The sequence below is a fragment of the Pseudomonas sp. UBA1879 genome, assembly GCF_002338065.1.
Classification (GTDB): domain Bacteria; phylum Pseudomonadota; class Gammaproteobacteria; order Pseudomonadales; family Pseudomonadaceae; genus Aquipseudomonas.
Window position 1 is genome coordinate 1 of the sequence record NZ_DDHJ01000006.1, and the last position, 21738, is coordinate 21738.

The 21738-nt window shown below is 60.4% G+C and carries 13 protein-coding genes and 2 pseudogenes; 8 read left to right on the forward strand and 7 right to left on the reverse strand.

The genetic code is table 11. The features are described from left to right. Nucleotides 1-617, reverse strand: a pseudogene (locus B3N48_RS08345) (glucose-6-phosphate dehydrogenase); the annotation flags it as partial. Next, nucleotides 617-1594 carry a phosphogluconate dehydrogenase (NAD(+)-dependent, decarboxylating) gene (gene gnd, locus B3N48_RS08350; RefSeq protein ID WP_296181988.1) on the reverse strand — a complete coding sequence of 326 codons (978 nt, stop codon included), beginning with the start codon at nucleotides 1592-1594 and terminating at the stop codon, nucleotides 617-619. The pseudogene B3N48_RS08345 and the gene gnd, both read right to left, overlap by 1 nt. 314 nt (nucleotides 1595-1908) lie before the next feature. Here gnd and B3N48_RS08355 point away from each other — a divergent pair, with 314 nt between their 5' ends. After that, on the forward strand, nucleotides 1909-2082 hold the full coding sequence (locus B3N48_RS08355; protein WP_296181990.1) for a DUF6026 family protein: 174 nt from the start codon (nucleotides 1909-1911) through the stop codon (nucleotides 2080-2082). A 359-nt stretch (nucleotides 2083-2441) separates the two neighbouring features. Next, nucleotides 2442-4187, forward strand: coding sequence for a phosphoethanolamine transferase CptA (locus B3N48_RS08360; RefSeq protein WP_296181992.1), 1746 nt, complete (start codon nucleotides 2442-2444; stop codon nucleotides 4185-4187). Between the two features lie 67 nt (nucleotides 4188-4254). Here B3N48_RS08360 and B3N48_RS08365 read toward each other — a convergent pair whose 3' ends face one another. Both B3N48_RS08365 and B3N48_RS08370 read right to left on the reverse strand, forming a co-directional pair. Further along, the gene (locus tag B3N48_RS08365; RefSeq protein ID WP_296181993.1) at nucleotides 4255-5808 is read right to left on the reverse strand and encodes a TerC family protein; all 1554 of its coding nucleotides are present in this window, start codon (nucleotides 5806-5808) and stop codon (nucleotides 4255-4257) included. A 479-nt stretch (nucleotides 5809-6287) separates the two neighbouring features. Then, nucleotides 6288-6779 (reverse strand): GNAT family N-acetyltransferase, encoded by a 492-nt coding sequence (locus B3N48_RS08370; protein WP_296181996.1) that lies wholly within the window; start codon nucleotides 6777-6779, stop codon nucleotides 6288-6290. Nucleotides 6780-7377: 598 nt separating this feature from the next. Here B3N48_RS08370 and glgA point away from each other — a divergent pair. From glgA to glgX, 6 genes are all read left to right on the forward strand, one after another. Continuing rightward, a complete protein-coding gene (gene glgA / locus B3N48_RS08375) occupies nucleotides 7378-8964 on the forward strand; it encodes a glycogen synthase GlgA (protein WP_296181999.1) in 1587 nt (528 codons plus the stop codon). Nucleotides 8965-8990: 26 nt separating this feature from the next. Then, the gene (treZ, locus tag B3N48_RS08380) at nucleotides 8991-10805 is read left to right on the forward strand and encodes a malto-oligosyltrehalose trehalohydrolase (protein ID WP_296182002.1); all 1815 of its coding nucleotides are present in this window, start codon (nucleotides 8991-8993) and stop codon (nucleotides 10803-10805) included. Further along, nucleotides 10795-12867: a 4-alpha-glucanotransferase gene (gene malQ, locus B3N48_RS08385; protein ID WP_296182003.1), complete on the forward strand. Its 2073-nt coding sequence runs from the start codon at nucleotides 10795-10797 to the stop codon at nucleotides 12865-12867. The genes treZ and malQ overlap by 11 nt, the downstream gene beginning before the upstream one ends. Next, nucleotides 12864-15662 (forward strand): malto-oligosyltrehalose synthase, encoded by a 2799-nt coding sequence (locus tag B3N48_RS08390; RefSeq protein WP_296182005.1) that lies wholly within the window; start codon nucleotides 12864-12866, stop codon nucleotides 15660-15662. The genes malQ and B3N48_RS08390 overlap by 4 nt, the downstream gene beginning before the upstream one ends. Before the next feature lie 17 nt (nucleotides 15663-15679). Continuing rightward, complete coding sequence (locus B3N48_RS08395) at nucleotides 15680-16099, forward strand: DUF2934 domain-containing protein (RefSeq protein ID WP_296182007.1); 420 nt, start codon at nucleotides 15680-15682, stop codon at nucleotides 16097-16099. Between the two features lie 175 nt (nucleotides 16100-16274). Beyond that, the gene (glgX, locus tag B3N48_RS08400; protein ID WP_296182010.1) at nucleotides 16275-18461 is read left to right on the forward strand and encodes a glycogen debranching protein GlgX; all 2187 of its coding nucleotides are present in this window, start codon (nucleotides 16275-16277) and stop codon (nucleotides 18459-18461) included. 113 nt (nucleotides 18462-18574) lie between these two features. Here glgX and B3N48_RS26830 read toward each other — a convergent pair whose 3' ends face one another. From B3N48_RS26830 to B3N48_RS08410, 3 genes and pseudogenes are all read right to left on the reverse strand, one after another. Then, nucleotides 18575-18967 carry a PDC sensor domain-containing protein gene (locus B3N48_RS26830; RefSeq protein ID WP_414704213.1) on the reverse strand — a complete coding sequence of 131 codons (393 nt, stop codon included), beginning with the start codon at nucleotides 18965-18967 and terminating at the stop codon, nucleotides 18575-18577. 165 nt (nucleotides 18968-19132) lie between these two features. Continuing rightward, nucleotides 19133-20062: pseudogene (locus tag B3N48_RS26835) on the reverse strand (methyl-accepting chemotaxis protein); the annotation flags it as partial. A gap of 56 nt (nucleotides 20063-20118) precedes the next feature. After that, entirely contained in the window at nucleotides 20119-21087 is a 969-nt protein-coding gene (locus B3N48_RS08410; protein WP_296182113.1) for a threo-3-hydroxy-L-aspartate ammonia-lyase, read from the reverse strand. Between the last annotated feature and the right edge of the window lie 651 nt (nucleotides 21088-21738).

Genomic DNA, 21738 nt, shown 5'->3' on the forward strand with positions numbered 1-21738 from the left:
ATGTTCTGCACCGTCTCCTTGCCCAGGTAATGGTCAATTCGGTAGATCTGCTTCTCGCTCATCACCTTCAACAAGCAATTGTTCAGCGCGACCGCACTTGGCAGGTCGTGACCGAACGGCTTTTCGATCACCACGCGACGGAAATGATCCTCGCCCTCCACCATCAGGCCAGACGAGCCAAGCCGCTGAGTCACTTCGCTGAAAAAACGCGGCGCGGTCGCCAGGTAGAACACGGCATTATTGGTGCCCGTGCTCTTGATCTTGTCGTCGATGGCCGTGTACGTGGCGTCGTCGAGAAAATCCCCGGTGATGTAAGTGATGCGTTTGGCCAGGCTGCCCCACAACGCCGGGTCCAGCGGATCCTTGCCACCTTCGGCGACCTTGCTGGCTGCCTCCTGACGGATAAAGTCCTCGAGCTTTTTGGCGAAGTCGGCATCGCTGACGGTGTTGTGGTCAACCCCGACGATGTGCAGGTCCTCGCCTACCAGTCCGTCACGGAACAGGTTATAGAGGGCCGGCATCAACAGCCGTTTGACCAGGTCGCCGTGGGCGCCGAACAGGAACAGCGTGGTCGCCGGAGCGACCGGGGCCTTTTGCTTGCTTCGGGTCAAACCCATTATTTTGGTTCCTTATGACCACCAAAACCGAAACGCATGGCGGAGAGCATCTTGTCGCCATACGTGCTTTGTTGACGGGAGCGGAAGCGGGCGAACAAGGACGTGGACAGCACTGGCACCGGCACCGCCTGCTCCATGGCAGCCTCGATGGTCCAGCGGCCTTCACCGCTGTCGGCCACGGAGCCGGAGTAGGCATTGAGCTGTGGGTCGGTGGCCAGCGCATCGGCGGTCAGGTCCAGCAGCCAGGACGACACGACGCTGCCGCGACGCCAGACTTCAGCGATATCGCCCAGGTTCAGATCGAAGCGCTGGTCTTCCGGCAGGTTTTCCGAGTTCTTGGTCTTGAGAATGTCGAAGCCTTCGGCGAAGGCCTGCATCATTCCGTACTCGATGCCGTTGTGGATCATCTTGACGAAATGGCCGGCGCCCGGAGGGCCTGCGTGGATGTAGCCGTGCTCGGCACGCGGATCGGCGTCTTTGGCGCGGTCTTTGGTGCGAGGGATGTTGCCGATGCCCGGGGCGAGTGTCTTGAACAGCGGGTCAAGGCGATTCACCACCTCGGTTTCACCGCCGATCATCATGCAGTAGCCACGCTCAAGACCCCAGACGCCACCGGACGTGCCGACGTCGACGTAGTGCAGGCCTTTTTGCTTCAGAGCATGGGACCGACGCACGTCATCTTTATAAAAAGTGTTGCCACCGTCGATGATCACGTCGTCTTCTTCGAGCAAGTCGGCCAGCACGTTGATGGTGTCTTCGGTCGGAGCGCCTGCAGGCAGCATCACCCAGACAGCTCGTGGCTTGTCCAGCGCAGCGACCAGTGACTTCAAGTCGGCCGCTGGCGTCGAACCTTCGTTGGCGAGCACGGTGCGAGACTGCTCATCGCGATCGTAAACGACTGTGGTGTGGCCATTGAGCATCAGTCGACGTGCGATGTTGCCGCCCATGCGGCCTAGTCCAACAATCCCGAGTTGCATGTAGAGGTGCTCCTTGATCCGTAAAAAGGGTGCCTCATTTTATAGCCCAGTGCCGCTTGTAGGGTTAGTCCGGGGAGGCAAACGAAGGTTTCCCGGTGAAAATAGTTTCATGTTGGTGCGTCAAGCACGGGGGTTTTACGCCGTTCGTCGCCAACTGGAAATGCCAGCGACCATTAAAAATAAAAAAGTTCCCTTTTTCTGCGAAAGAAATCAGAATCCGCGCCGACAAAGGTAGGAAGCATGGACAAGACGGGTAGCGCTCGAGTCATTGCTTGAACCTTACGAAGTTGAATCCGCCATTTGCGAGGTGAGCAATGGGCACAGTACTACCGGCAAGTGTTCCACAGACTCTGTATGTTACCGTCCGTCGCGATGAGCTGCGTCAGCTTCGCGAAGAACGTGATCTGCTGCAAAAGAAAGTCGCCCAAATGGCCCTGATGCTGCAACACGCTCAACTCGCCCACAGCGGCACTGCGCTGCAAGCCTGACATCGGTTCCCCCCAACAGAGGCAAGCCCGATTCGCTGGCTTGCCTTGACGCTCGAATCACTCCCCTGCTGTCTCCCTTTCTGCCCCCATTGACCTAGGCCGTTTTCACGATCTCGGCCAATCCCGACGTTCAGTTTTCGGACCAGACACATCTGGCAATGTTCCCATGCCGCAGAAAATCCGGTTTTGAGCGTTTGAACGCTTCGGCGACACCTGTCTGACATTTTTTTCACTTCCCCATCACCATACTGCCGCCCCTCTGTGGCACGTCCGCCGGCCTCTTATGGCCTGCGAAACGGACCCTCGCAAAATGATGCGGTCTATTGGGCCGCTCGACAGATCCATAGCTGGAGCGCCTGATGGCAACACTGAAACGGAGCACCCCCACTCCGACACGCTTCGACTGGGCCGGCGTCGCCTGGCTTTTCCTGTTCTTCTGGTATTTTTCCGGCATCACCCAACTGTTGATCCAGTTGACGGGTATCACTGGCTTTGCAGGCTTTCGCCAGGCATTCCTGATGAGCGGCATCTGGCTCGCGCCGATGTTGATGTTCCCCCACAAGACCCGGGTCATGGCCGCTGTTATCGGCGTGGTGCTATGGGCCTGTTCCATGGCGAGCCTGGGCTACTTCTTCATTTATCAGCAGGAATTCTCGCAAAGCGTCATCTTCATCATGTTCGAGTCGAACATCTCTGAAGCGGGCGAGTACATGACGCAGTACTTTGCCTGGTGGATCGTACTGGCGTTCATCGCCCATACCGCGTTCGCGATCTTCCTGTGGACCCGCCTGCGCCCGGTGCACATGCCCCGAGGCCGTGCCTGGGTCGTGGCCACAGCGCTGCTGGTAGCGATCATCGGCTATCCGCTGGCCAAACAACTGGCGCGTTCCGACACGACCGCCGAAGGCCTTGAAGCGTTCGAATCGCGCATCGAACCGGCGGTGCCGTGGCAGATGCTGGTGGCGTACCACCGTTACACCCAGCAGCTGGACAGCATGCAGGACATGCTCGCCACCAGCAGCAACATTGCACCGCTGAAAAACCTCAAAGACCAGCAGGCCGGCCTGCCGACCACGCTGGTACTGGTCATCGGCGAGTCCACTAACCGCGGTCGCATGCACCTGTATGGCTACCCACGGCAGACCACGCCGAACCTCGACGCGATGAAAGACCAGTTGCAAGTTTTCGATAACGTGATCACGCCCCGACCCTACACCATCGAGGCGCTACAGCAAGTGTTGACGTTTGCCGACGAGGAAAACCCGGACCTCTACCTGAAGACCCCGTCCATCGTCAGTGTCATGAAACAGGCGGGCTACAAGACGTTCTGGATCACCAACCAGCAAACGATGACCAAGCGCAACACCATGCTGACGACGTTTTCCGAACAGGCCGACGAGCAGGTTTACCTGAACAACAACCGAAACCAGAACGCCCGCCAGTACGACGGCGACGTGATCGAGCCCTTTGCCAAGGCGCTGACCGATGCGGCGCCGCGCAAGCTGATCGTCGTTCACCTGCTGGGCACGCACATGGCCTATCAGTACCGCTACCCGGAACAGTACGAGAAATTCACCGGTCGGGATGGCGTTCCGGCAGCCATCGATGACAGCAAGCTGGAGCTGTACAACAGCTACGACAATGCCGTGCTGTACAACGACTTCGTGGTGTCCAGTCTCATCAAGACCTACAGCAAGGCCGATCCGAACGGCTTCCTGTTGTACCTGTCCGACCACGGTGAAGACGTTTACGATTCGCCCGGCCACGACACCCTGGGGCGCAACGAAGGCAAACCGACGATTCCGATGTACACCGTGCCGTTCATTGCCTACGCATCGCCCAAATGGCGCGAGACCCACAACTGGAGTTTCGACAGCATCCACAGCCGCCCCTACTCCAGTTCCAACTTGATTCACACCTGGGCGCAGCTGGCGGGGCTGAGTTTCGATGAACTGGACACCACCAAGAGCCTGGTCAGCCTGGACTTCAAGGCGCGCCCGCGACTGATCGGCGACCCCTATGCGCAGAAGGGCCTGAGCGATTTCGCGTTGATGGAGAAAGTCGCCAAGCAACCGGACGCAGTGCCTGAGGTGGCGATCAAGTAACCGCGTCCTCGACATCACCGAAAAAGAAGGCCTGCGCATTGCAGGCCTTCTTTTTTACTGGCGTCGATCAGGGCAGCGGCTTGCGCAGCCATACCCGCGTCACCCGTCGCTCTTGAACCTCAAGCACCTTCAGGCGCCAGCCCTCCCACTGCACCTCGTCGCCCATGGCTGGCAACCGGTCCAGCAGGCTCATGATCAGCCCGGCCAGCGTCTGATACTCCTCGGTGGGACGGGCCTTGAAACCGGTGCGCTCCCGCAGATGCATAAGGTTCATCGCGGCATTGACTATCACGCCTTCGCCCTCCTCCACCAGATCCGGGCCCTCGGCCTCGGTAGCGTCCGGCAATTCGCCAGCGATGGATTCGAGAATGTCAGTCATGGTCAGAATGCCGACAAAGTCACCGAACTCATTGACCACGAACGCGATGTGGGTCGATTCACCACGCATTTGATCCAGCGCGTTCAGGATCGAAAAGCTGTCGAGCAAATTCGGCGCCTGACGTGTCAGGTGCGCCAACTCGGGCGTGTCTCCGGACAGCAGCGCATTGAGCAGCTCTTTCTTGTGCACGAACCCCAACGGCTCCTCGACGCGGCCGTCGCGGATCACCGGCAAGCGCGAGTAAGGCGAAGCCATCAACTGCTGTCTGATCGTCTGCTCGTCGTCAGCCAGGTCGATCAAATCGACATCATTGCGCGCGGTCATGGCGGTGCGCACCGGCTTTTGCGCCAACTGCAGCACGCCACTGATCATCACCCGCTCGCGTCGGTCGAAAAGCGCTTCCTCGCCATCGCCATCAAGCATGTCGGCGACGTCTTCACCCACTTCCTCTGCTCCGGGTTTACGCCCGCCCAGCAGCCTCAGGACGGCGTGTGCCATGCGCTGTCGGCGCGGCATGTTGCCTTTGAGGCTGCGCCTGCGGCGGGATCGTGCGACCTGATTGAACACCTCGATGAGAATCGAAAAACCGATCGCCGCGTACAGGTAGCCTTTGGGGATATGAAACCCCAGGCCATCGGCGGTCAGGCTGAAGCCGATCATCATCAGGAAGCCCAGACACAGCATGATCACGGTCGGGTGCGCGTTGACGAACGCGGTCAGCGGCTTGCTGGCGATGATCATGATGCCGATCGAAAAGATCACGGCGATCATCATGACCGACAGCTCGTCCACCATACCCACCGCGGTAATCACTGCGTCCAGGGAGAACACGGCATCGAGCACGACGATTTGCGCCACGATGGGCCAGAACAGCGCATAGGTCGCGCTACCGGCGTGCTGGGCAACATGGCCTTCCAGCCGTTCATGAAGTTCCATGGTCGCCTTGAACAGCAGGAATACCCCGCCGAACAGCATGATCAAGTCGCGACCGGAAAAGCTTTTGCCGAACACGTCGAGCAACGGCTCGGTCAGCGTCACCATCCACGAAATGCTGGCCAGCAGGCCCAAACGCATGATCAGCGCAAGCGACAGTCCGAGGACGCGGGCCTTGTCGCGCTGCTCCGGCGGCAGTTTGTCGGCCAGGATGGCAATGAACACCAGGTTGTCGATGCCCAGCACCAGTTCCAGCACGATCAGGGTCAACAGGCCCAGCCAGGCCGTGGGATCCGCAAGCCATTCCATGGTCAGAGAGTCCTTTTCAACGGGTGAACGGCGGGCACCACGGAATCCGGCTGCGCCGTAAGGGGGCCGAGACAACGAAGGGTGATGGACGTGCGCCGGTCAGCGCGATAAGGCGGGTAAAGGAAATCCGGGGTCAATGGACGGGATGGGCAACTGGGAGGTTCCAGAGAGAGAGACATGGCTGTCCTGAAGTCGATACGGAAGGCGATCCTACATCGCGTATGGAATTCTCTTACAGGATAGAACTGTTACAAATGGTTTGAGGGATGTTGCCGGAGCAACAGTGCGGGAGGCAGGCCTGACAATTCTGTGCTGCCTCGGCCACCGCTGTCGCGGCCGTCGTGCCTCCGGCGGCTCCTACAGGTTTTGCGGCGTGATCACGATCGCGTGGCACCGTTGCCCGGTAGGCGCCGCCGGAGGCACGACGGCCGCGATAGCGATGGTCAGCCGACGCACTCTCCATCGGCTGTAAGCGGTCATTACAACCCCTTTTGCCAAAACAGCGCCTTGCCCATCTGCGGGTCGAGCTGGTAATCGGAGAAGCCCATTTTTCGATACGCGTTCTGGGCGACGGCGTTGCCTTCCAGCACTTCAAGGGTCAGCTTGCAGCAGCCGCGCTGACGGGCGATTTCCTCGACCTTGGCGAGCATCTTCTGACTGATGCCCAAACCGCGTGCGGAGGCGATGACGACCACGTCGTGAATGTTGACCAGCGGCCGGCAGGCAAAGGTGGAAAATCCTTCAAAACAATTGACCAGCCCGACCGGCTCGCCAGAAATGAACGCCAGCACGCTGAACGCGTGGGGGCGCTTGGCCAATTCGACCGCCAGTTGCTCGCGCGTATCAGGAGACAAGGACTCGCCGCCACCCATGGCGTCTTCGGCATATTGATTGATCAGGAAACCGATGGCTTCAGCGTGAACCGGGTTGCTATAACTGGCTTGCAGGACCAGAACCTCAGGGGCTTGCATTGACTTCCTCGACAACTCAGGGGGTAACAGGCAGCGGGCTGAAGCCATCTGCCGCGTGGAGGGATTCTACCGCGTGGCGCGGCAAAAACTCCTGATACAGAAGTAGGATTTTTCTTATAACGCACAAGATCCGGGCTGTGCTGCACCAAGAAAAGGCCACAACAAAAACTTCCCCTGAAATGAATCGTAAAACGGCTTCGCCCATCTATGCTTCCCAAGTCGCGTCGGCGTAATTGTCGAACAATCCGACCAACGGTTATCGGGACGTTTACGATCCTCTTCGTGCCCCAGAACGGCGCATTTGGCGGTCAGGCATCTTTGTAGCGAAGTCGAAGATTTCCTACAACAGGCTTCCATCCCGCATGCCAGACATTTCCCGGAAAAATAGTCGAAACTTCTACAACAGTGCTGGGTCAGCTGATTAGAGCGCCTACGCTAACGGATGTATCACGAGCAACGGTCGCTTTCACCCTGTCCTCACTTATGCAGTCGGTAAATGGGTATCGATTTTGCGTAGGTCTTGTGTGCCTGGCCATAGGACATGGCCAATTACAACTCAAGTGCTGTACCAACACTGCGTATCGAATGGGAGAAAACGATGATTAGTGCCGCTGTCAAAACCCAGAAGGGAGAGAGTTTTAATCAGCCGGCCAGCGAGCTGACCCATCTGCCGGTCTTCGCAACGACGAGCGCACCTGTGCTGCAACTGCCCCCTGTACAACCAGGCATCTCTGCGGCGAACCGGAAAAAGATCCTGTTCGTGACATCAGAAATGGCCGATCTGGTGAAAACCGGCGGTTTGGGTGATGTTTCCGCAGCACTGCCGCGCGCCATGCGCCACCTACACGATGTACGCGTGCTGATTCCCGGCTATCCACAGGTCATCAATAGCGGTAACCCGATCCATATCATCAGCGAGCTCAGCGGACATGCTGCGCTGCCCCCCTGCAAGATTGGCCGTATGGACATGAAAGACGGCCTGGTCATTTACGTTCTGATTTGCCCGGAGCTGTATGAGCGGGAAGGCACGCCCTATGGCGACAATCAGGGCCGTGACTGGTCGGACAACCACATCCGCTTCGCCCGTTTGGGTCTGGCGGCTGCCGATTTCGCTGCAGGCGCAGTGAAAACCCAGTGGTGCCCGGAACTTGTTCACGCCCACGACTGGCCAGCGGGTCTGGCGCCGGCGTACATGAAATGGCGCGGACAGACGACGCCCAGCATTTTCACCATTCATAACCTGGCCTATCAGGGTTTCGTCAGCCCGGCTTCGAGCCGTGAGCTGGGGATCCCCGACCACGCGTTGAGCCCCGACGGCATGGAATTTTATGGCCAGCTGTCATTCATCAAAGCGGGCATGGCCTACGCGAGCCATATCACCACCGTGAGCGCGACGTACGCCCAGGAAATCACCACGCCCGACTTCGGGTGCGGCCTGGAAGGCTTCCTGCAAAGCAAGGCCAATCGCGGCCAGCTCAGCGGGATTCCCAACGGCATCGATGAGAGCTGGGATGCCGCCACCGACGAACACCTGATTTGCCGCTTCGCGCCTAATGAATGGACGCGCAAGGAAATCAATGCCGACTACGTTCGCGAGTTGTTCGAGCTGGAGCCGTCCACCGGCCCGCTGTTCGCCGTGGTCTCGCGTTTGGTGTACCAGAAGGGTCTGGACCTGACCATCGGCGTCGCCGAGTACATCGTCAATCACGGCGGGCAGATTGCAATCATTGGCCGTGGCGAACCGGAAGAAGAAGACGCCATGCGCGCCCTCGCCGCCCGTTTCCCGGGCCAGATCAGCGTACGGGTCGGCTTCAACGAAACCGATGCTCGCCGCATGTTCGCGGGCAGTGATTTCCTGCTGATGCCATCCCGTTATGAGCCTTGCGGCCTGAGCCAGATGTATGCCCAACGCTTCGGCTCGCTACCGGTCGCCCGCCGTACTGGCGGTCTGGCTGACACGATCGAAGACGGTTGCACCGGTTTCCTCTTCGATGAATCCACTGTCGAGAGCTACACCGAAGCCCTGACTCGCGCATTCAACGTTTTCGCCAACCCAACACTGCTCAATGCCATGCGTTGCCGCGCCATGGCTGCACCGTTCGACTGGCACAAAGCCGTTGAACCCTATGCCGATCTTTATCAGGAATTGCTGAAAAAGAACGTGGGTGTCGCGCTGCATTACTGATCGATGGTTTGAATAAGGAATGACGGATGCCTTCGCGCACGGATCAACACTGGCGCCACGGCGCCGTGTTGCTGGATAACGGACATACCCGGTTCGCCCTGTGGGCACCGGACGCTGAACACGTCAGTGTGGAATTGGAAAACGGGGCCGCTGAGCCCCTACTGCCCCAAGAGGACGGCTGGTTTGTCCTCGAAGCCCACTGCCCGGCGGGTTCGCGCTATCGCTATAAGATCAATCACACCCTTGACGTACCTGACCCGGCCTCCCGGGCTCAGGCCGAAGGCGTGCACGGTCATAGCCTGGTGGTCGACCCGAACGCCTATGCCTGGCGACACGACGCGTGGCAGGGTCGCCCTTGGGAAGAAGCGGTGATCTATGAACTGCACGTTGGCGCTCTGGGCGGTTTCGCAGGCGTTGAACAGCGCTTGCAGCATTTGGCTGACACCGGCGTCACAGCCATCGAGCTGATGCCCATCGCGCAGTTTCCAGGGGATCGGAACTGGGGCTACGACGGCGTCCTGCCCTACGCTCCGCAGTCGTCCTACGGCACGCCTGAACAGCTCAAGCATCTGATCGACACCGCCCATGGCCTGGGTCTGGCAGTGATTCTGGATGTGGTCTACAACCACTTCGGCCCCGACGGCAATTACCTCGGCGCCTACGCCAAGCATTTCTTCCGCAGCGACAAGAAAACCCCATGGGGCGACGCGATCGACTTTCGGCGTCGTGAAGTGCGAGATTTCTTCATCGACAACACCCTGATGTGGCTTCAAGAGTACCGCTTTGACGGCCTGCGCTTCGATGCGGTACATGCCATCGAAGACCCGACGTTCCTCAAAGAGCTGGCAGCGACGGTTCGAGAGCAAACGGCGCCCGGTCGTCACGTCTGGCTGATGCTGGAAAACGAATTCAACGAAGCCCATCGCTTGGATCAGGGCTACGACGCGCAGTGGAACGACGACGGCCATAACACGTTGCACGTGCTGCTGACCGGCGAAACCGACGCCTACTACACCGACTTCGCCGAGCAACCGACCCATAAACTGGCACGACTGCTGAGCGAGGGCTTTGTCTATCAGGGCGAGGCGACTCGTCACGTCCACAACCGCGGCGAGCCGAGTGCGCACCTGTCGCCGACGTCGTTCGTGCTGTTCCTGCAGAACCACGACCAGATCGGCAATCGCGCATTGGGCGAGCGTCTCGTGCAATTGAGCCCACCGCCGGCCCTGCGTGCTGCCACGGCGTTGTGGCTGCTGTCGCCGATGATCCCGCTGATGTTCATGGGCGATGAATGGGGCGCCAGCGAGCCCTTTCTGTTCTTCACCGACTTCCATGACGAACTGGCCGATGCCGTACGCGAAGGTCGTCGCGGAGAGTTTGCCGATTTCGCGGCCTTCGCCGACCCGGCCAAGCGCGAGCAGATTCCCGATCCGAACGCCTTGCAGACCTTCGAAGCTTCGCGCCCGGCCTTCGACGCACTGCTGCTGGACACCGACAAGGGCCAGGACCACCGCAACTGGCTGGCGTTGTACCGCGAGCTGCTGAAGATTCGCCGTGAGCAGATCGTGCCGCGCCTCGACGGCACTCAGGCGCTGGGTGCCGAAGTGCTGGCGGACAAAGCCGTCAGTGCGCGTTGGCAGATGGGCGACGGGCAAATCCTGCGCATCGACCTGAACCTTGGCGAACACGCGGTGCAGATCGACCCGCATCGCGTTCAACAGGTGCTGCACGCGTCCCACCCAACATCGGCAGAACTTTCCCAACGCGGCACCCTCAATCCCTACACGGCCATTGTCAGCCTGACATCGAATGACGTTGTGGAGGAACAGGATGAGCAATGAGCAACTGGAAAAACTGGCCGTCGAAGCCGGACTGTCAGTGGAGTGGAAGGATGCCAACGCGCGCCCGCAACGGGTCAGCGACGAGGCGCTGCGCAAGGTGCTGCAAGGTTTGGGTTACGCTGCCGAGAATGATGAACAGGTCACTGCCAGTCTGAAACGCCTGCAGGACCATAGCCGCCCCACTACCCCGCCGCCGTTATTGACCGTCGACCATGGCAGCAACCTTGATCTCTCGGCCTGGTTCAGGCCTGAGACAGCGTTCGTGCTGGAACTGGAAGACGGGTCGCGGCTGGATGCCAAACTTACCGCCAAAGCTGAGCTGCCCGCACTGGCGACCGTCGGCTATCAGCAGCTGACGATCGACGGTCAACACCTGACCATCGCCGTTGCGCCCAAAACCGCTTACACCATGGCCATGGCCGCCGACGTCAGCGTTCCCCGTGCGTGGGGCCTGACCCTGCAGCTGTATTACCTGCGCCGCGAGGGCGATGGCGGGTTTGGCGACACTCAGGCACTGGAAACGTTCGCCCGCTCGGCCGGTGAGCGCGGCGCTGCGGCGATCGCCATCAGCCCGGTGCACGCGATGTTCTCCAACAACAGCGAAAGTTTCAGCCCGTATTCCCCTTCCAGCCGTTTGTTCTTCAATGCGCTGTATGCGGCACCTGGTGCGATTCTGGGCGAGCGCGCCGTTCGCGCAGCGATTGAAGAAACCCGGCTTGGCGACGAATTCAAGCGCCTTGAAGCCCTGCCGCTGATCGACTGGCCGGCCGCCGCGTCCGCCAAATGGACGCTCTACCGCGCGCTCTACGCGGCATTCATCGCCAGCGACCATCCGCTGCACGAGGACTTCAACAGCTTTCGTCACGCCGGGGGTGAGGCGCTGGAGAATCACTGCCGCTTCGAAGCCCTGCGCGACCAGTGCGATGTGCTCAACCTCAGTGGCAATTGGCATGAGTGGCCCGAGGATTACAAAAATCCGCGAAGCAACGCCATCAAGGTGTTTGCCGCAGACCATCGCGAGCAAATCGGCTTTCACGCCTTCGCTCAGTGGTTAATCGCTCGGGGCCTGGAGCGCGCTCAAACGGCCGCCAAAAGCAGTGGCATGAGCGTCGGATTGATCGGGGACCTGGCCGTGGGCGCAGATGGCGCCGGCAGTCAGGCCTGGAGTCGACAGGACGAATTGCTGTCCTCCCTGACCGTCGGCGCGCCACCGGACATCCTGAATCGCTCTGGCCAAAGCTGGGGCATTTCTGCATTTTCCCCCGCGGGTCTGAAGCGCAATGGTTTCCGCGCGTTCATTGAAATGCTGCGGGCCAATTTTGCCCACGCTGGCGGGCTGCGCATCGACCACGTGATGGGCCTGCAGCGGCTTTGGGTGGTGCCGGAAGGCTCGGCACCCAGCGAAGGTGCATACCTGAACTATCCCATTGACGACATGTTGCGCCTGCTGTGTCTTGAATCCTGGCGGCACAAAGCAGTGGTGCTAGGCGAAGACTTGGGCACGGTCCCTGAAGGGCTGCATGAGAAATTGTCGAGCCGCGGCATTCTTGGCATGCGTGTGCTGCTGTTCGAACAGGACGACGCCCACTTCAAACCGATCATCAAATGGTCGGACGATGCTTTGGCGACCACCAGCACTCACGATCTGCCGACCCTTACCGGGTGGCTGACCGAGCTGGACATCGAGTGGAACAAGACCCTCGGCCTGATCGACGACGCGGCCGAAGCCAAGTGGCAATCGACTCGCCAGCGTGAGCGAGAAGGCTTGCGGGCTGCGCTGAAGCTCAACTATGAACACGCGCCGCTGCGCAGCGAAAGCGACGTGATCGACGGCAGCGTGCGCTACCTCGGCCATACCCGTGCGCCGCTGGTGCTGCTGCCGATCGAAGATGCGTTGGGTATTGAAGAACAGGCCAACTTCCCGGGCACCATCGACAGCCACCCTAACTGGCGTCGACGTCTGCCCGGCGACTGTGCCACCTTGCTGGACAACGCCAACGCGGCGCGTCGTCTGGAAATCCTAGCCGCAGCACGTCAACAGGCCGCGGAGCGCGATCAATGAACGACCTAACTCATCCTCCAATCAAATCGTTGCGCGCCACCCAGCGCTTGCAGTTCCATAAAGACTTCACCCTCGACGACGCCACCGCGCTGGTTCCCTACTTCGCTGAACTGGGCATCAGTCACATTTACGCTTCGCCACTGCTCAAGGCGCGGGCCGGCTCGATGCACGGCTACGACGTGGTCGATCCCCGGGTGATCAACCCTGAATTGGGCGGTGAACCGGCTCTGCGGCGTCTGGTGGCCGAACTGCGCAAGCACGGCATGGGGCTGATTCTGGATATCGTGTCCAACCACATGGCCGTGGGCGGTGCCGACAACCCCTGGTGGCTGGACCTGATCGAATGGGGGCAGCGCAGCCCTTACGCCAAGTTCTTCGACATTCAGTGGAACTCGCCGGACCCGCTGCTCAAGGGCCAGCTGCTGCTGCCCTTCCTCAGCACCGATTACGGTACCGTGCTGCAAAAGGGTGAAGCGCCGCTGTGTTTCGACGCCGAAACCGGCAGTTTCCGGGTGGAGCATTACCAGCATCACTTCCCCATCAATCCCGGCACCTACGGGCCGGTGCTGAACGCCGCCAAACGATCGGAACTGGAGGCCCTGGCCCAGCACTTCTCGGCACTGGACTCACGGCCGGACGCCTACGATCAAGCCGTGGACGCCAAGGCCGAACTGGCGGCGCTGGTCAAAAACACGCCCGATCTGGTGCAGGCGATCAACGACGGCCTCAAGCACTTCGATGGTAAAGATCCCGAAGGTTTCAAGCGCTTGCATGAGTTGCTTGAACGTCAGGATTTCCGCCTCGCCAGCTGGCGCACAGCGGGCGACGACATCAACTGGCGGCGCTTTTTCGACATCAACGAGCTGGGCGGCCTCAAGGTCGAGCGCTCGCAGGTATTCGAAGCCACCCACGGCAAGATCTTCCAGCTCATCGCTGAGGGCCTGGTGGACGGTCTGCGCATCGACCATATCGACGGCCTCGCCGACCCTCGCGGTTACTGCCGCAAGCTGCACCGTCGCGTCGAGAGCCTGCTCAGTCAGCGTCCGGCGGGCACCGAGCTGACCCATATTCCGATCTTCGTCGAAAAAATCCTTGGCCCGGATGAACAGGTGCGCAAAGACTGGAATGTCGATGGCACCACCGGTTACGAATTCATGAACCAGGTGTCATTGCTGCAACACGACCCAAAAGGCGAAGAGGTGCTTGGCGAGCTGTGGAGCCGCATCAGCGGGCGCACCGCGGACTTCAATGCCGAAGTGCTGGAAGCCCGCGATCTGGTGCTGCACGGCACGCTGGCCGGCGACTTCGAAAACCTCGCGCAAGCGCTGTTGCAAGTGGCCCGCAGCGACGTCATGAGCCGCGACCTCACCCTCAACGCGATCCGCCGTGCGCTGCTGGCGCTGGTGGGCAGTTTCCCGGTCTATCGCACCTACATCACGGCATGTGGACGCTCGGCCGAAGACGAACGCTTCTTCCAACAAGCCATGACCGGCGCGCGCGAGATGCTCGGCGAAGGCGACTGGCCGGTGCTGGATTACCTGGCCCGCTGGCTCGGCGGCGAACGCCTGCGCGATTACCCGACCGGCCCGCTGCGGGAGATGCGTCGCAAGGCGTGCAATCGCTTCCAGCAACTGACGTCACCCGTCGCGGCGAAGTCCGTGGAAGACACCTCGTTCTATCGCTCCGCCGTGCTGCTGTCGCGTAATGATGTGGGCTTTCATCCGCAACATTTCAGTGCACCGCCTGAGGCGTTTCACCAGATCTGCATCGAGCGCGGTGCAAGCTTTCCGGACAACCTGCTGACCACCGCGACCCACGACCACAAGCGCGGCGAAGACACCCGCACACGCCTGGCTGTCCTTAGTGAGCTGGCGCCATGGTACGCCGAGCAGGTGGAGCGCTGGCAGCAGTTGTCAGCCCCTTTGAAACAGGGTGAGGAAGCCATCAGCCCCGGTGACGAGCTGATGCTGTATCAAGCGATTCTCGGCAGCTGGCCGTTGAGCATGGACGGTGCGGACGCCTTCGAGGACTACGCCAAACGCCTGACCCAATGGCAAGAAAAAGCGCTGCGCGAAGCCAAGTTGAAAAGTAGCTGGAGCGCGCCGAACGAGCCCTACGAAACCGCGTGCCGCGAGTTTCTTCAGCAGTTGTTGTTGAGCCCCGATGCCGTCGCGCTGCGTCAGTCGATCGGTGCCACCGCCAACCGCATCGCCCCGGCCGGTGCTTTGAACAGTCTGGCGCAAACTTTGCTGCGAATGACCGTGCCCGGTGTCCCTGATCTGTATCAGGGCACTGAATTCTGGGACTTCAGCCTGGTGGACCCGGACAACCGTCGTCCCGTGGATTACCCCGCTCGCCAACGCGCGCTGAGTGACACCACGACGCCGGCCGAGTTACTGGCCCAGTGGCAGGACGGTCGCATCAAACAGGCGTTGATCGCACAGGTACTCAGCCTGCGCAACCAGCACCCGACCCTGTTCAGTGAGGGCCGCTATCAACCGCTGGAAGTGGTTGGCGAACACGCCGAACACGTCCTCGCATTTGCCCGGGAAAAGGAGGATTTGCGGGCTATCGTTGTGATACCACGTTTGCCGGCTGAACTATTGGGCACCGCGCAAACTCCATTCATCAATGCAGGAAATTGGGGCGATACGCGAATCCTCCTGCCGTTCGCTGATGCAAATCCAAATTGGAAGGGACTTTTCGCGCAAGCTACAGTCAGAGAGAACAAGGAATTGTCGCTCAGCGCAGCGCTCAAGGAATTTTCCGTCAATCTGCTTATTCAAACCTTGTAATACCCGGGAGTGTCGAGATGAGTGCCGACGAAAAACGAATCAAAGAGCTTGCCCACCAGATCTGGGAATCAGAGGGCAAGCCTCATGGAAAGGATGCCGTGCATTGGGAACAGGCCCGCAAGCTAGCGGACGCTGAAGCCAAGGCACCCAAGAAAGCAGCTGGCTCGAAAGCAGCCGCCAAACCCAAGGCTGAACCCAAGGCCGCAGCCGCCAAGCCCGCTGCCAAGGCTGCAGAAAAACCAGCCGCCAAAGCCGCTGAAAAGCCGGCAGCGAAGTCAGCAGCCAAGCCTGCAGCAAAACCGGCGGCCAAAGCTCCGGCCAAGCCGAAAGCCGCTGCCAGCAGCGCTGACGGCGCAGCCGCCAAGCCCGCGGCCAAGCCGGCAGCAAAACCTGCTGCCAAGAAGACACCGCCGGCTGCAAAGCCACCCGCGCCTTGAGCCTTCGTCACCCACGAAGCCAAGCGCACTGAAGACCTCTGCCGCAGGGATCGTCTGACACCGACGTCTCCCTGCGGTAATCCCTCTGCCTGTTTCTGTAGCAGTGGCGCAGCAATGAAGCTGCGACAAAGGCTTTGTTCGCCTTCAGGAAATCATTCGAACGTCAGGAATCACCATGAGCCAGCCAGAAAACACCACCGCCCCAAAGAATGAATCCAGCAAGGCCGACAGCCCGGAAGTCACCGCGTCGCGCATCCGTGAAGGTCTGCCCTTCCCGCTTGGCGCGAACTGGGATGGCCTGGGGGTCAACTTCGCGATTTTTTCGGCCAACGCGACCAAGGTCGAGTTGTGCCTGTTCGACTCTACCGGTGAGACGGAACTGGAGCGCATCGAACTCCCCGAATACACCGATGAAATCTTCCACGGCTACCTGCCCGATGCCCATCCGGGCCTGGTGTACGGCTATCGTGTGTATGGCCCGTATGACCCGAAAAACGGCCATCGTTTCAACCACAACAAACTGTTGATCGACCCGTATGCCAAGCAGCTGGTCGGCGAGCTGAAATGGTCTGAAGCCCTTTTCGGCTACACGATCGGTCACCCCGATGATGACCTGAGCTTCGACGAACGTGACAGTGCCCCGTTCGTGCCAAAGTGCAAGGTGATCGATCCTGCTTACACCTGGGGCCGCGATCAACGCGTGAACGTGCCGTGGGAAAAGACCATTTTCTACGAGACCCACACCCGCGGCTTCACCATGCGTCACCCGTCCGTGCCAGACGAGCTGAAAGGCACGTTTTCCGGCCTGATGGTCGACGACGTGATCCAGCACATCAAAGGGCTAGGCGTAACCTCGATCGAGCTGTTGCCGATCCATGCGTTCGTCAACGATCAGCACCTGTTGCAAAAGGGCATGACCAACTACTGGGGCTATAACACCATCGCGTTCTTCGCCCCGGACCCGCGTTTCCTCGCTCACGGCAAGATTGCCGAATTCAAGGAAATGGTCGCCCACATGCATCATGCCGGCCTGGAAGTGATTCTGGACGTGGTCTACAACCACACGGCTGAGGGCAACGAACGCGGGCCTACCCTGTCGATGCGCGGCATCGACAATGCCTCGTACTACCGTTTGATGCCGGACGACAAACGCTACTACATCAACGACTCCGGCACCGGCAACACCCTGGACCTAAGCCACCCATGCGTGTTGCAGATGGTCACCGATTCCCTGCGTTATTGGGCCAGCGAGATGCATGTCGACGGTTTCCGCTTCGACCTGGCAACCATCCTCGGCCGTTACCACGACGGCTTCGACGAGCGTCACAGCTTCCTGGTCGCCTGTCGCCAGGATCCTGTGTTGCGTCAGGTCAAGCTGATCGCCGAGCCTTGGGACTGCGGCCCAGGGGGCTATCAGGTCGGACACTTCGCCCCGGGCTGGGCCGAGTGGAACGACAAGTTCCGCGACACCGTGCGGGCGTTCTGGAAAGGCGACGAGGCACAGTTGGCAGACCTCGCCAGCCGTCTGACCGCTTCCGGCAACATGTTCAACCAGCGCGGCCGCCGACCTTACGCGTCGGTCAACTTCGTCACGGCGCACGATGGCTTCACGCTGCACGACCTGGTGTCGTACAACGACAAGCACAATGAGGACAACGACGAGAACAACCAGGACGGCAGCAACGACAACCGCTCCTGGAACCACGGCGTCGAAGGCCCGACCGAAGACCCGGAAATCAACGCACTGCGCCTGCGCCAGATGCGCAACTTCTTCGCCACCCTGTTGTTTTCCCAGGGCACGCCGATGATCGTCGCCGGTGATGAATTCGCGCGCACCCAACATGGCAACAACAATGCGTACTGTCAGGACAGCGAGATTGGCTGGGTCAACTGGGACTGGGACGAAGACGGCAAGGCATTGCATGACTTCGTGCAGCGGCTGATCAAGCTGCGCATGAAATACCCGATCCTGCGTCGTGGCCGCTTCCTGGTGGGCGAATACAACGAGGAACTGGGTGTCAAGGATGTGACCTGGCTGTCGCCAAGTGGCGAAGAAATGACCACCGAGCAGTGGGAAGATGCCAACGGGCGCTGCCTCGGCATGCTTATCGATGGCCGCGCCCAGGAAACCGGGATTCGCCGTCGCGGCGCCGACGCAACCATGCTCCTGGTGGTCAACTCGCACCACGACGGCGTGAACTTCACCCTGCCGGAAGTCCCGGAAGGCGTGAAGTGGGTCAATCTGGTCGACACCAATCAACCCGAGAGCAAAGGCAAGGCTCAATTCGACTTCGGCACCGAGTACACGGTTACGCCGCGCTCGCTGCTGCTGTTCGAGCTGCAAAAGGAAGATCAGGCGTAGGGCTGGCATCGCCCGACTGCTGTCTTTAGCGATATGCTGTGGGAGCCGGCTTGCTGGCTCCCACTTTTTTTTTCCAGCGTGTCGCAGAGACTCGGACGGCAGCAGGCAGCCCTTCACATCAACGCCGACAACCTAACGTCCGCCGCCAGCACCCTGTGCAATTCGCCATTCGCGGCGAAGATCGGCACCGACACGGTGATGCAGAACGCGTCCGTGGCCGACGAGCGATACACCGGCGTGATATGGCTGGTCAGTTGCGCCGCTACCTCCTTGAACCAGGGCCTTTGCGCCCAATGACGACCCTTGCAGCTCGGTGCCTGGCTGTCAGTATCGAGCCCGATGTTTTCGCTGATCTGCGTGCCGTTGCGGTCCACCATGTAAAACAACTCGAAACGCGCATCGCGCCGTAACGTGTCGAGCATGAAGCGCTCGGCTGTCTGCACGTCCCCCAGCATCGCCGCCTCACTCCCCAGACTCTCCACGCTCGCCTGAATCGCCTTGTGCATCTGCAGCCGAAAACCGCCCAGCCCGTTCAGCAGATGATCGCCGCTGTTGCGTACTGCATCACTGTGGGTCAAGACCTGCCCAGCGTTGCCGAGCAATTCCGACGCCACTCCGGCAATGTTCTGCACGTCGCGGTTGATCGCATGCACCGCGATGCCGATGTGCTCGGTGCCCGACGCGATGTGCCCCACCCGTTGATCGAGCTGGTCCATGGCGGACTGGGTACTGAGCAAATCCTCGCCCATACGGGTCATGCCCTCGCGGCCCTCGGCGACTGCGGCGTGCATGATCCGGCCCGCGGCACCCAGCTGGTCCATGTCGGCCCGAAAGCGCTCGATGATTTGACTCACCCGGGCCGTCGACTCGGTGGTGTGTCCGGCCAGCCGCCGAACCTCGTCCGCGACCACGGCGAACCCGCGACCATGCTCCCCGGCGCGGGCCGCTTCGATGGCTGCATTGAGCGCTAGCAAATTGGTCTGCTGGGAGATGCTGGCTATCACCCCAAGGACCTGACTCACTTCTTCGAGCTGGCCAAACAGCTGACCGATCACCGCTTCCAGCTTCTGCTCACTGGAACCGATGGCCTCGACCTGGCCCAGCACCTGCTCGCCGGTCTGCTGGCACTGGCGCAGCGTAAGGGTGACCTCGCTGGACAGCCTGGCCACCTGCGCGGCGCCTGGCACCAGCTCGGTGTCCAGGGATGTGCTGACCTGCTCACTGGCGCTGGCGATCAGCTCCGAGGCCTGGGCCAGCATCTGTCCGCTCTGTTCGGTGGCGCGGGCAATGCGCGCCAACTCCGGGGCATGGGCGGCAATGTCCACGGACGCGGCCAGGCTCTCGGCCAGACGCTGATGCAGGGCCTGGCTGAAGCCATTCAGACGCGTATTGAACGGCGAAGGACCGGACAGCTGCACCGTCAGGTCCAGGTCATCGAACAACAGGTCAAGGGCGTCATCGTCATGAGCCCGGCGTTTGTTGGCGCGCAGTGAAAACATTCGGCATCTCCCTCCATGTGTGCCGAAAGGCGCTGCAAGCACAATGCCATCAGTGCGACAGCGCGGGAGGCCCGGTCCGGCAGCATACAGCCGTTGTCGCATGCACCAGATCGAGCGGTTTACCGCGCGACGCAGCCTTTTTGGTGCGCACCGGGCATTCAGCGCGCCAACAGCTTCGCGTAGGCAGCGAGGTCGATATTGCCGCCGCTGATGATCACCCCCACCCGCTGGCCCTTCAATTGAGCTGCCATTTCTCGCGCGGCCGCAAAGCCCAGACACCCTGTCGGTTCCACGACCATTTTCATGCGCTCGGCGAAGAAGCGCATCGCGTCCACCAACTGCGCATCGCTGGCGACCAGAATGTCGTCAACGTCGCGCTGGATGATGCTGAAGGTGTACTGGCCCAGGTACTGGGTCTGAGCGCCGTCGGCGATGGTTTTCGGAGTGTCGATCTTGACGATGCGCCCGCTGCGCAAGGATTGCTGGCCGTCATTGCCCGCCTCCGGCTCGACGCCATAGAGCTTGCACTGCGGGGCCAGGGCCCGGGTCGACAGCGCGGAACCGCTGAGCAGGCCGCCGCCGCCGAGACACACGAACAGCGCATCCAGAGCACCCACTTCTTCGAACAATTCCTTCGCGGCCGTGCCCTGCCCCGCCAGAATGTCCGGATGATCGTACGGCGGAATCAGCGTAAATCCCTGTTCCTCGGCCAGGCGCCGGCCAATGGCTTCGCGATCTTCGGTGTAGCGGTCGTACACCACCACAGTCGCGCCATATTCCCGGGTGGCAGCCACTTTCGCGGCCGGTGCATCGTGGGGCATGACGATGGTCGCGGGAATCCCCAGCAACCGGGCAGACAGCGCGATGCCTTGGGCGTGGTTACCCGACGAAAACGCGACCACGCCGTGCTTGCGCTGAGTGGCGTCGAACTTCGACAGGGCATTGAAGGCGCCCCGAAACTTGAACGCCCCCATGCGTTGAAAGTTTTCGCATTTGAAAAACACCTCGGCCCCCCACTCGCGATCCACCGTGCGTGAAGTCAGAACAGGCGTTTTGTGGGCATGGCCTTCGATACGTTTGGCAGCCGCGATCACGTCGTCATAGGTCGGGAGTACGAGCGTTTCCATCATTACCCTCAGAGTCATTGGCGAGACCGGGGTCATCGAACGATGCCCGGCTTCGCTTGCCATGGAATACAGACTTGGGAAGGTAAAGGCTGGCATACGTTCGAGGCAACCGTTGGTGAGTGAATGCTGAAAGCCATCGGAGTCTGCCCCCCGTAGACGCTGACTTTGTAGTCACGAACGGACCTTTGTGTATCGGCACTACAAAAAATGTAGTCCACGAAAATAATCACTACAAAATGGTTGACGAAGTGTTTCGGCGATTGCATAGTGAGGCCGTCTCCCTGATCGGGAGAGCTGGCAAAAGTACTCCGGGCCCGTTAGACAAAGCCGTCGAACACCCTCTGGATGTGTGCTGCCCACAAGGCAGATTGATGAAGCTGAACCGGCGTGACCGACCTTTGGGCCAGTGCTGGCGAAACGTCCTCATGACACTTGTGGCCGACCACGATACGTCGCCAGTGTCCTCATGACGTCCGCTGTTTCTTCCCTTCGGTTCGACGCACTCCGTACAGCCCCCCATCGACATACCTCCTGCCCGGCAACGGCTCCGGCTCTGTTGTATCGACGGACCTTGTTTGTCAGCGCGTGAAAGGACTGCAGATCGATGGACGATCTGCCATTACGTTTGAACTAACCAGATAGATTAACGAC

Coding starts and splice junctions, on each gene's coding strand:
- malQ (WP_296182003.1), top strand. CDS start 10,795: ATGAGCAATGAGCAACTGGAAAAACTGGCCGTCGAAGCCGGACTGTCA.
- B3N48_RS26830 (WP_414704213.1), bottom strand. CDS start 18,967: ATGCACAAGGCGATTCAGGCGAGCGTGGAGAGTCTGGGGAGTGAGGCG.
- B3N48_RS08365 (WP_296181993.1), bottom strand. CDS start 5,808: ATGGAATGGCTTGCGGATCCCACGGCCTGGCTGGGCCTGTTGACCCTG.
- B3N48_RS08370 (WP_296181996.1), bottom strand. CDS start 6,779: ATGCAAGCCCCTGAGGTTCTGGTCCTGCAAGCCAGTTATAGCAACCCG.
- B3N48_RS08390 (WP_296182005.1), top strand. CDS start 12,864: ATGAACGACCTAACTCATCCTCCAATCAAATCGTTGCGCGCCACCCAG.
- B3N48_RS08395 (WP_296182007.1), top strand. CDS start 15,680: ATGAGTGCCGACGAAAAACGAATCAAAGAGCTTGCCCACCAGATCTGG.
- treZ (WP_296182002.1), top strand. CDS start 8,991: ATGCCTTCGCGCACGGATCAACACTGGCGCCACGGCGCCGTGTTGCTG.
- glgX (WP_296182010.1), top strand. CDS start 16,275: ATGAGCCAGCCAGAAAACACCACCGCCCCAAAGAATGAATCCAGCAAG.
- B3N48_RS08410 (WP_296182113.1), bottom strand. CDS start 21,087: ATGGAAACGCTCGTACTCCCGACCTATGACGACGTGATCGCGGCTGCC.
- B3N48_RS08360 (WP_296181992.1), top strand. CDS start 2,442: ATGGCAACACTGAAACGGAGCACCCCCACTCCGACACGCTTCGACTGG.
- B3N48_RS08355 (WP_296181990.1), top strand. CDS start 1,909: ATGGGCACAGTACTACCGGCAAGTGTTCCACAGACTCTGTATGTTACC.
- gnd (WP_296181988.1), bottom strand. CDS start 1,594: ATGCAACTCGGGATTGTTGGACTAGGCCGCATGGGCGGCAACATCGCA.
- glgA (WP_296181999.1), top strand. CDS start 7,378: ATGATTAGTGCCGCTGTCAAAACCCAGAAGGGAGAGAGTTTTAATCAG.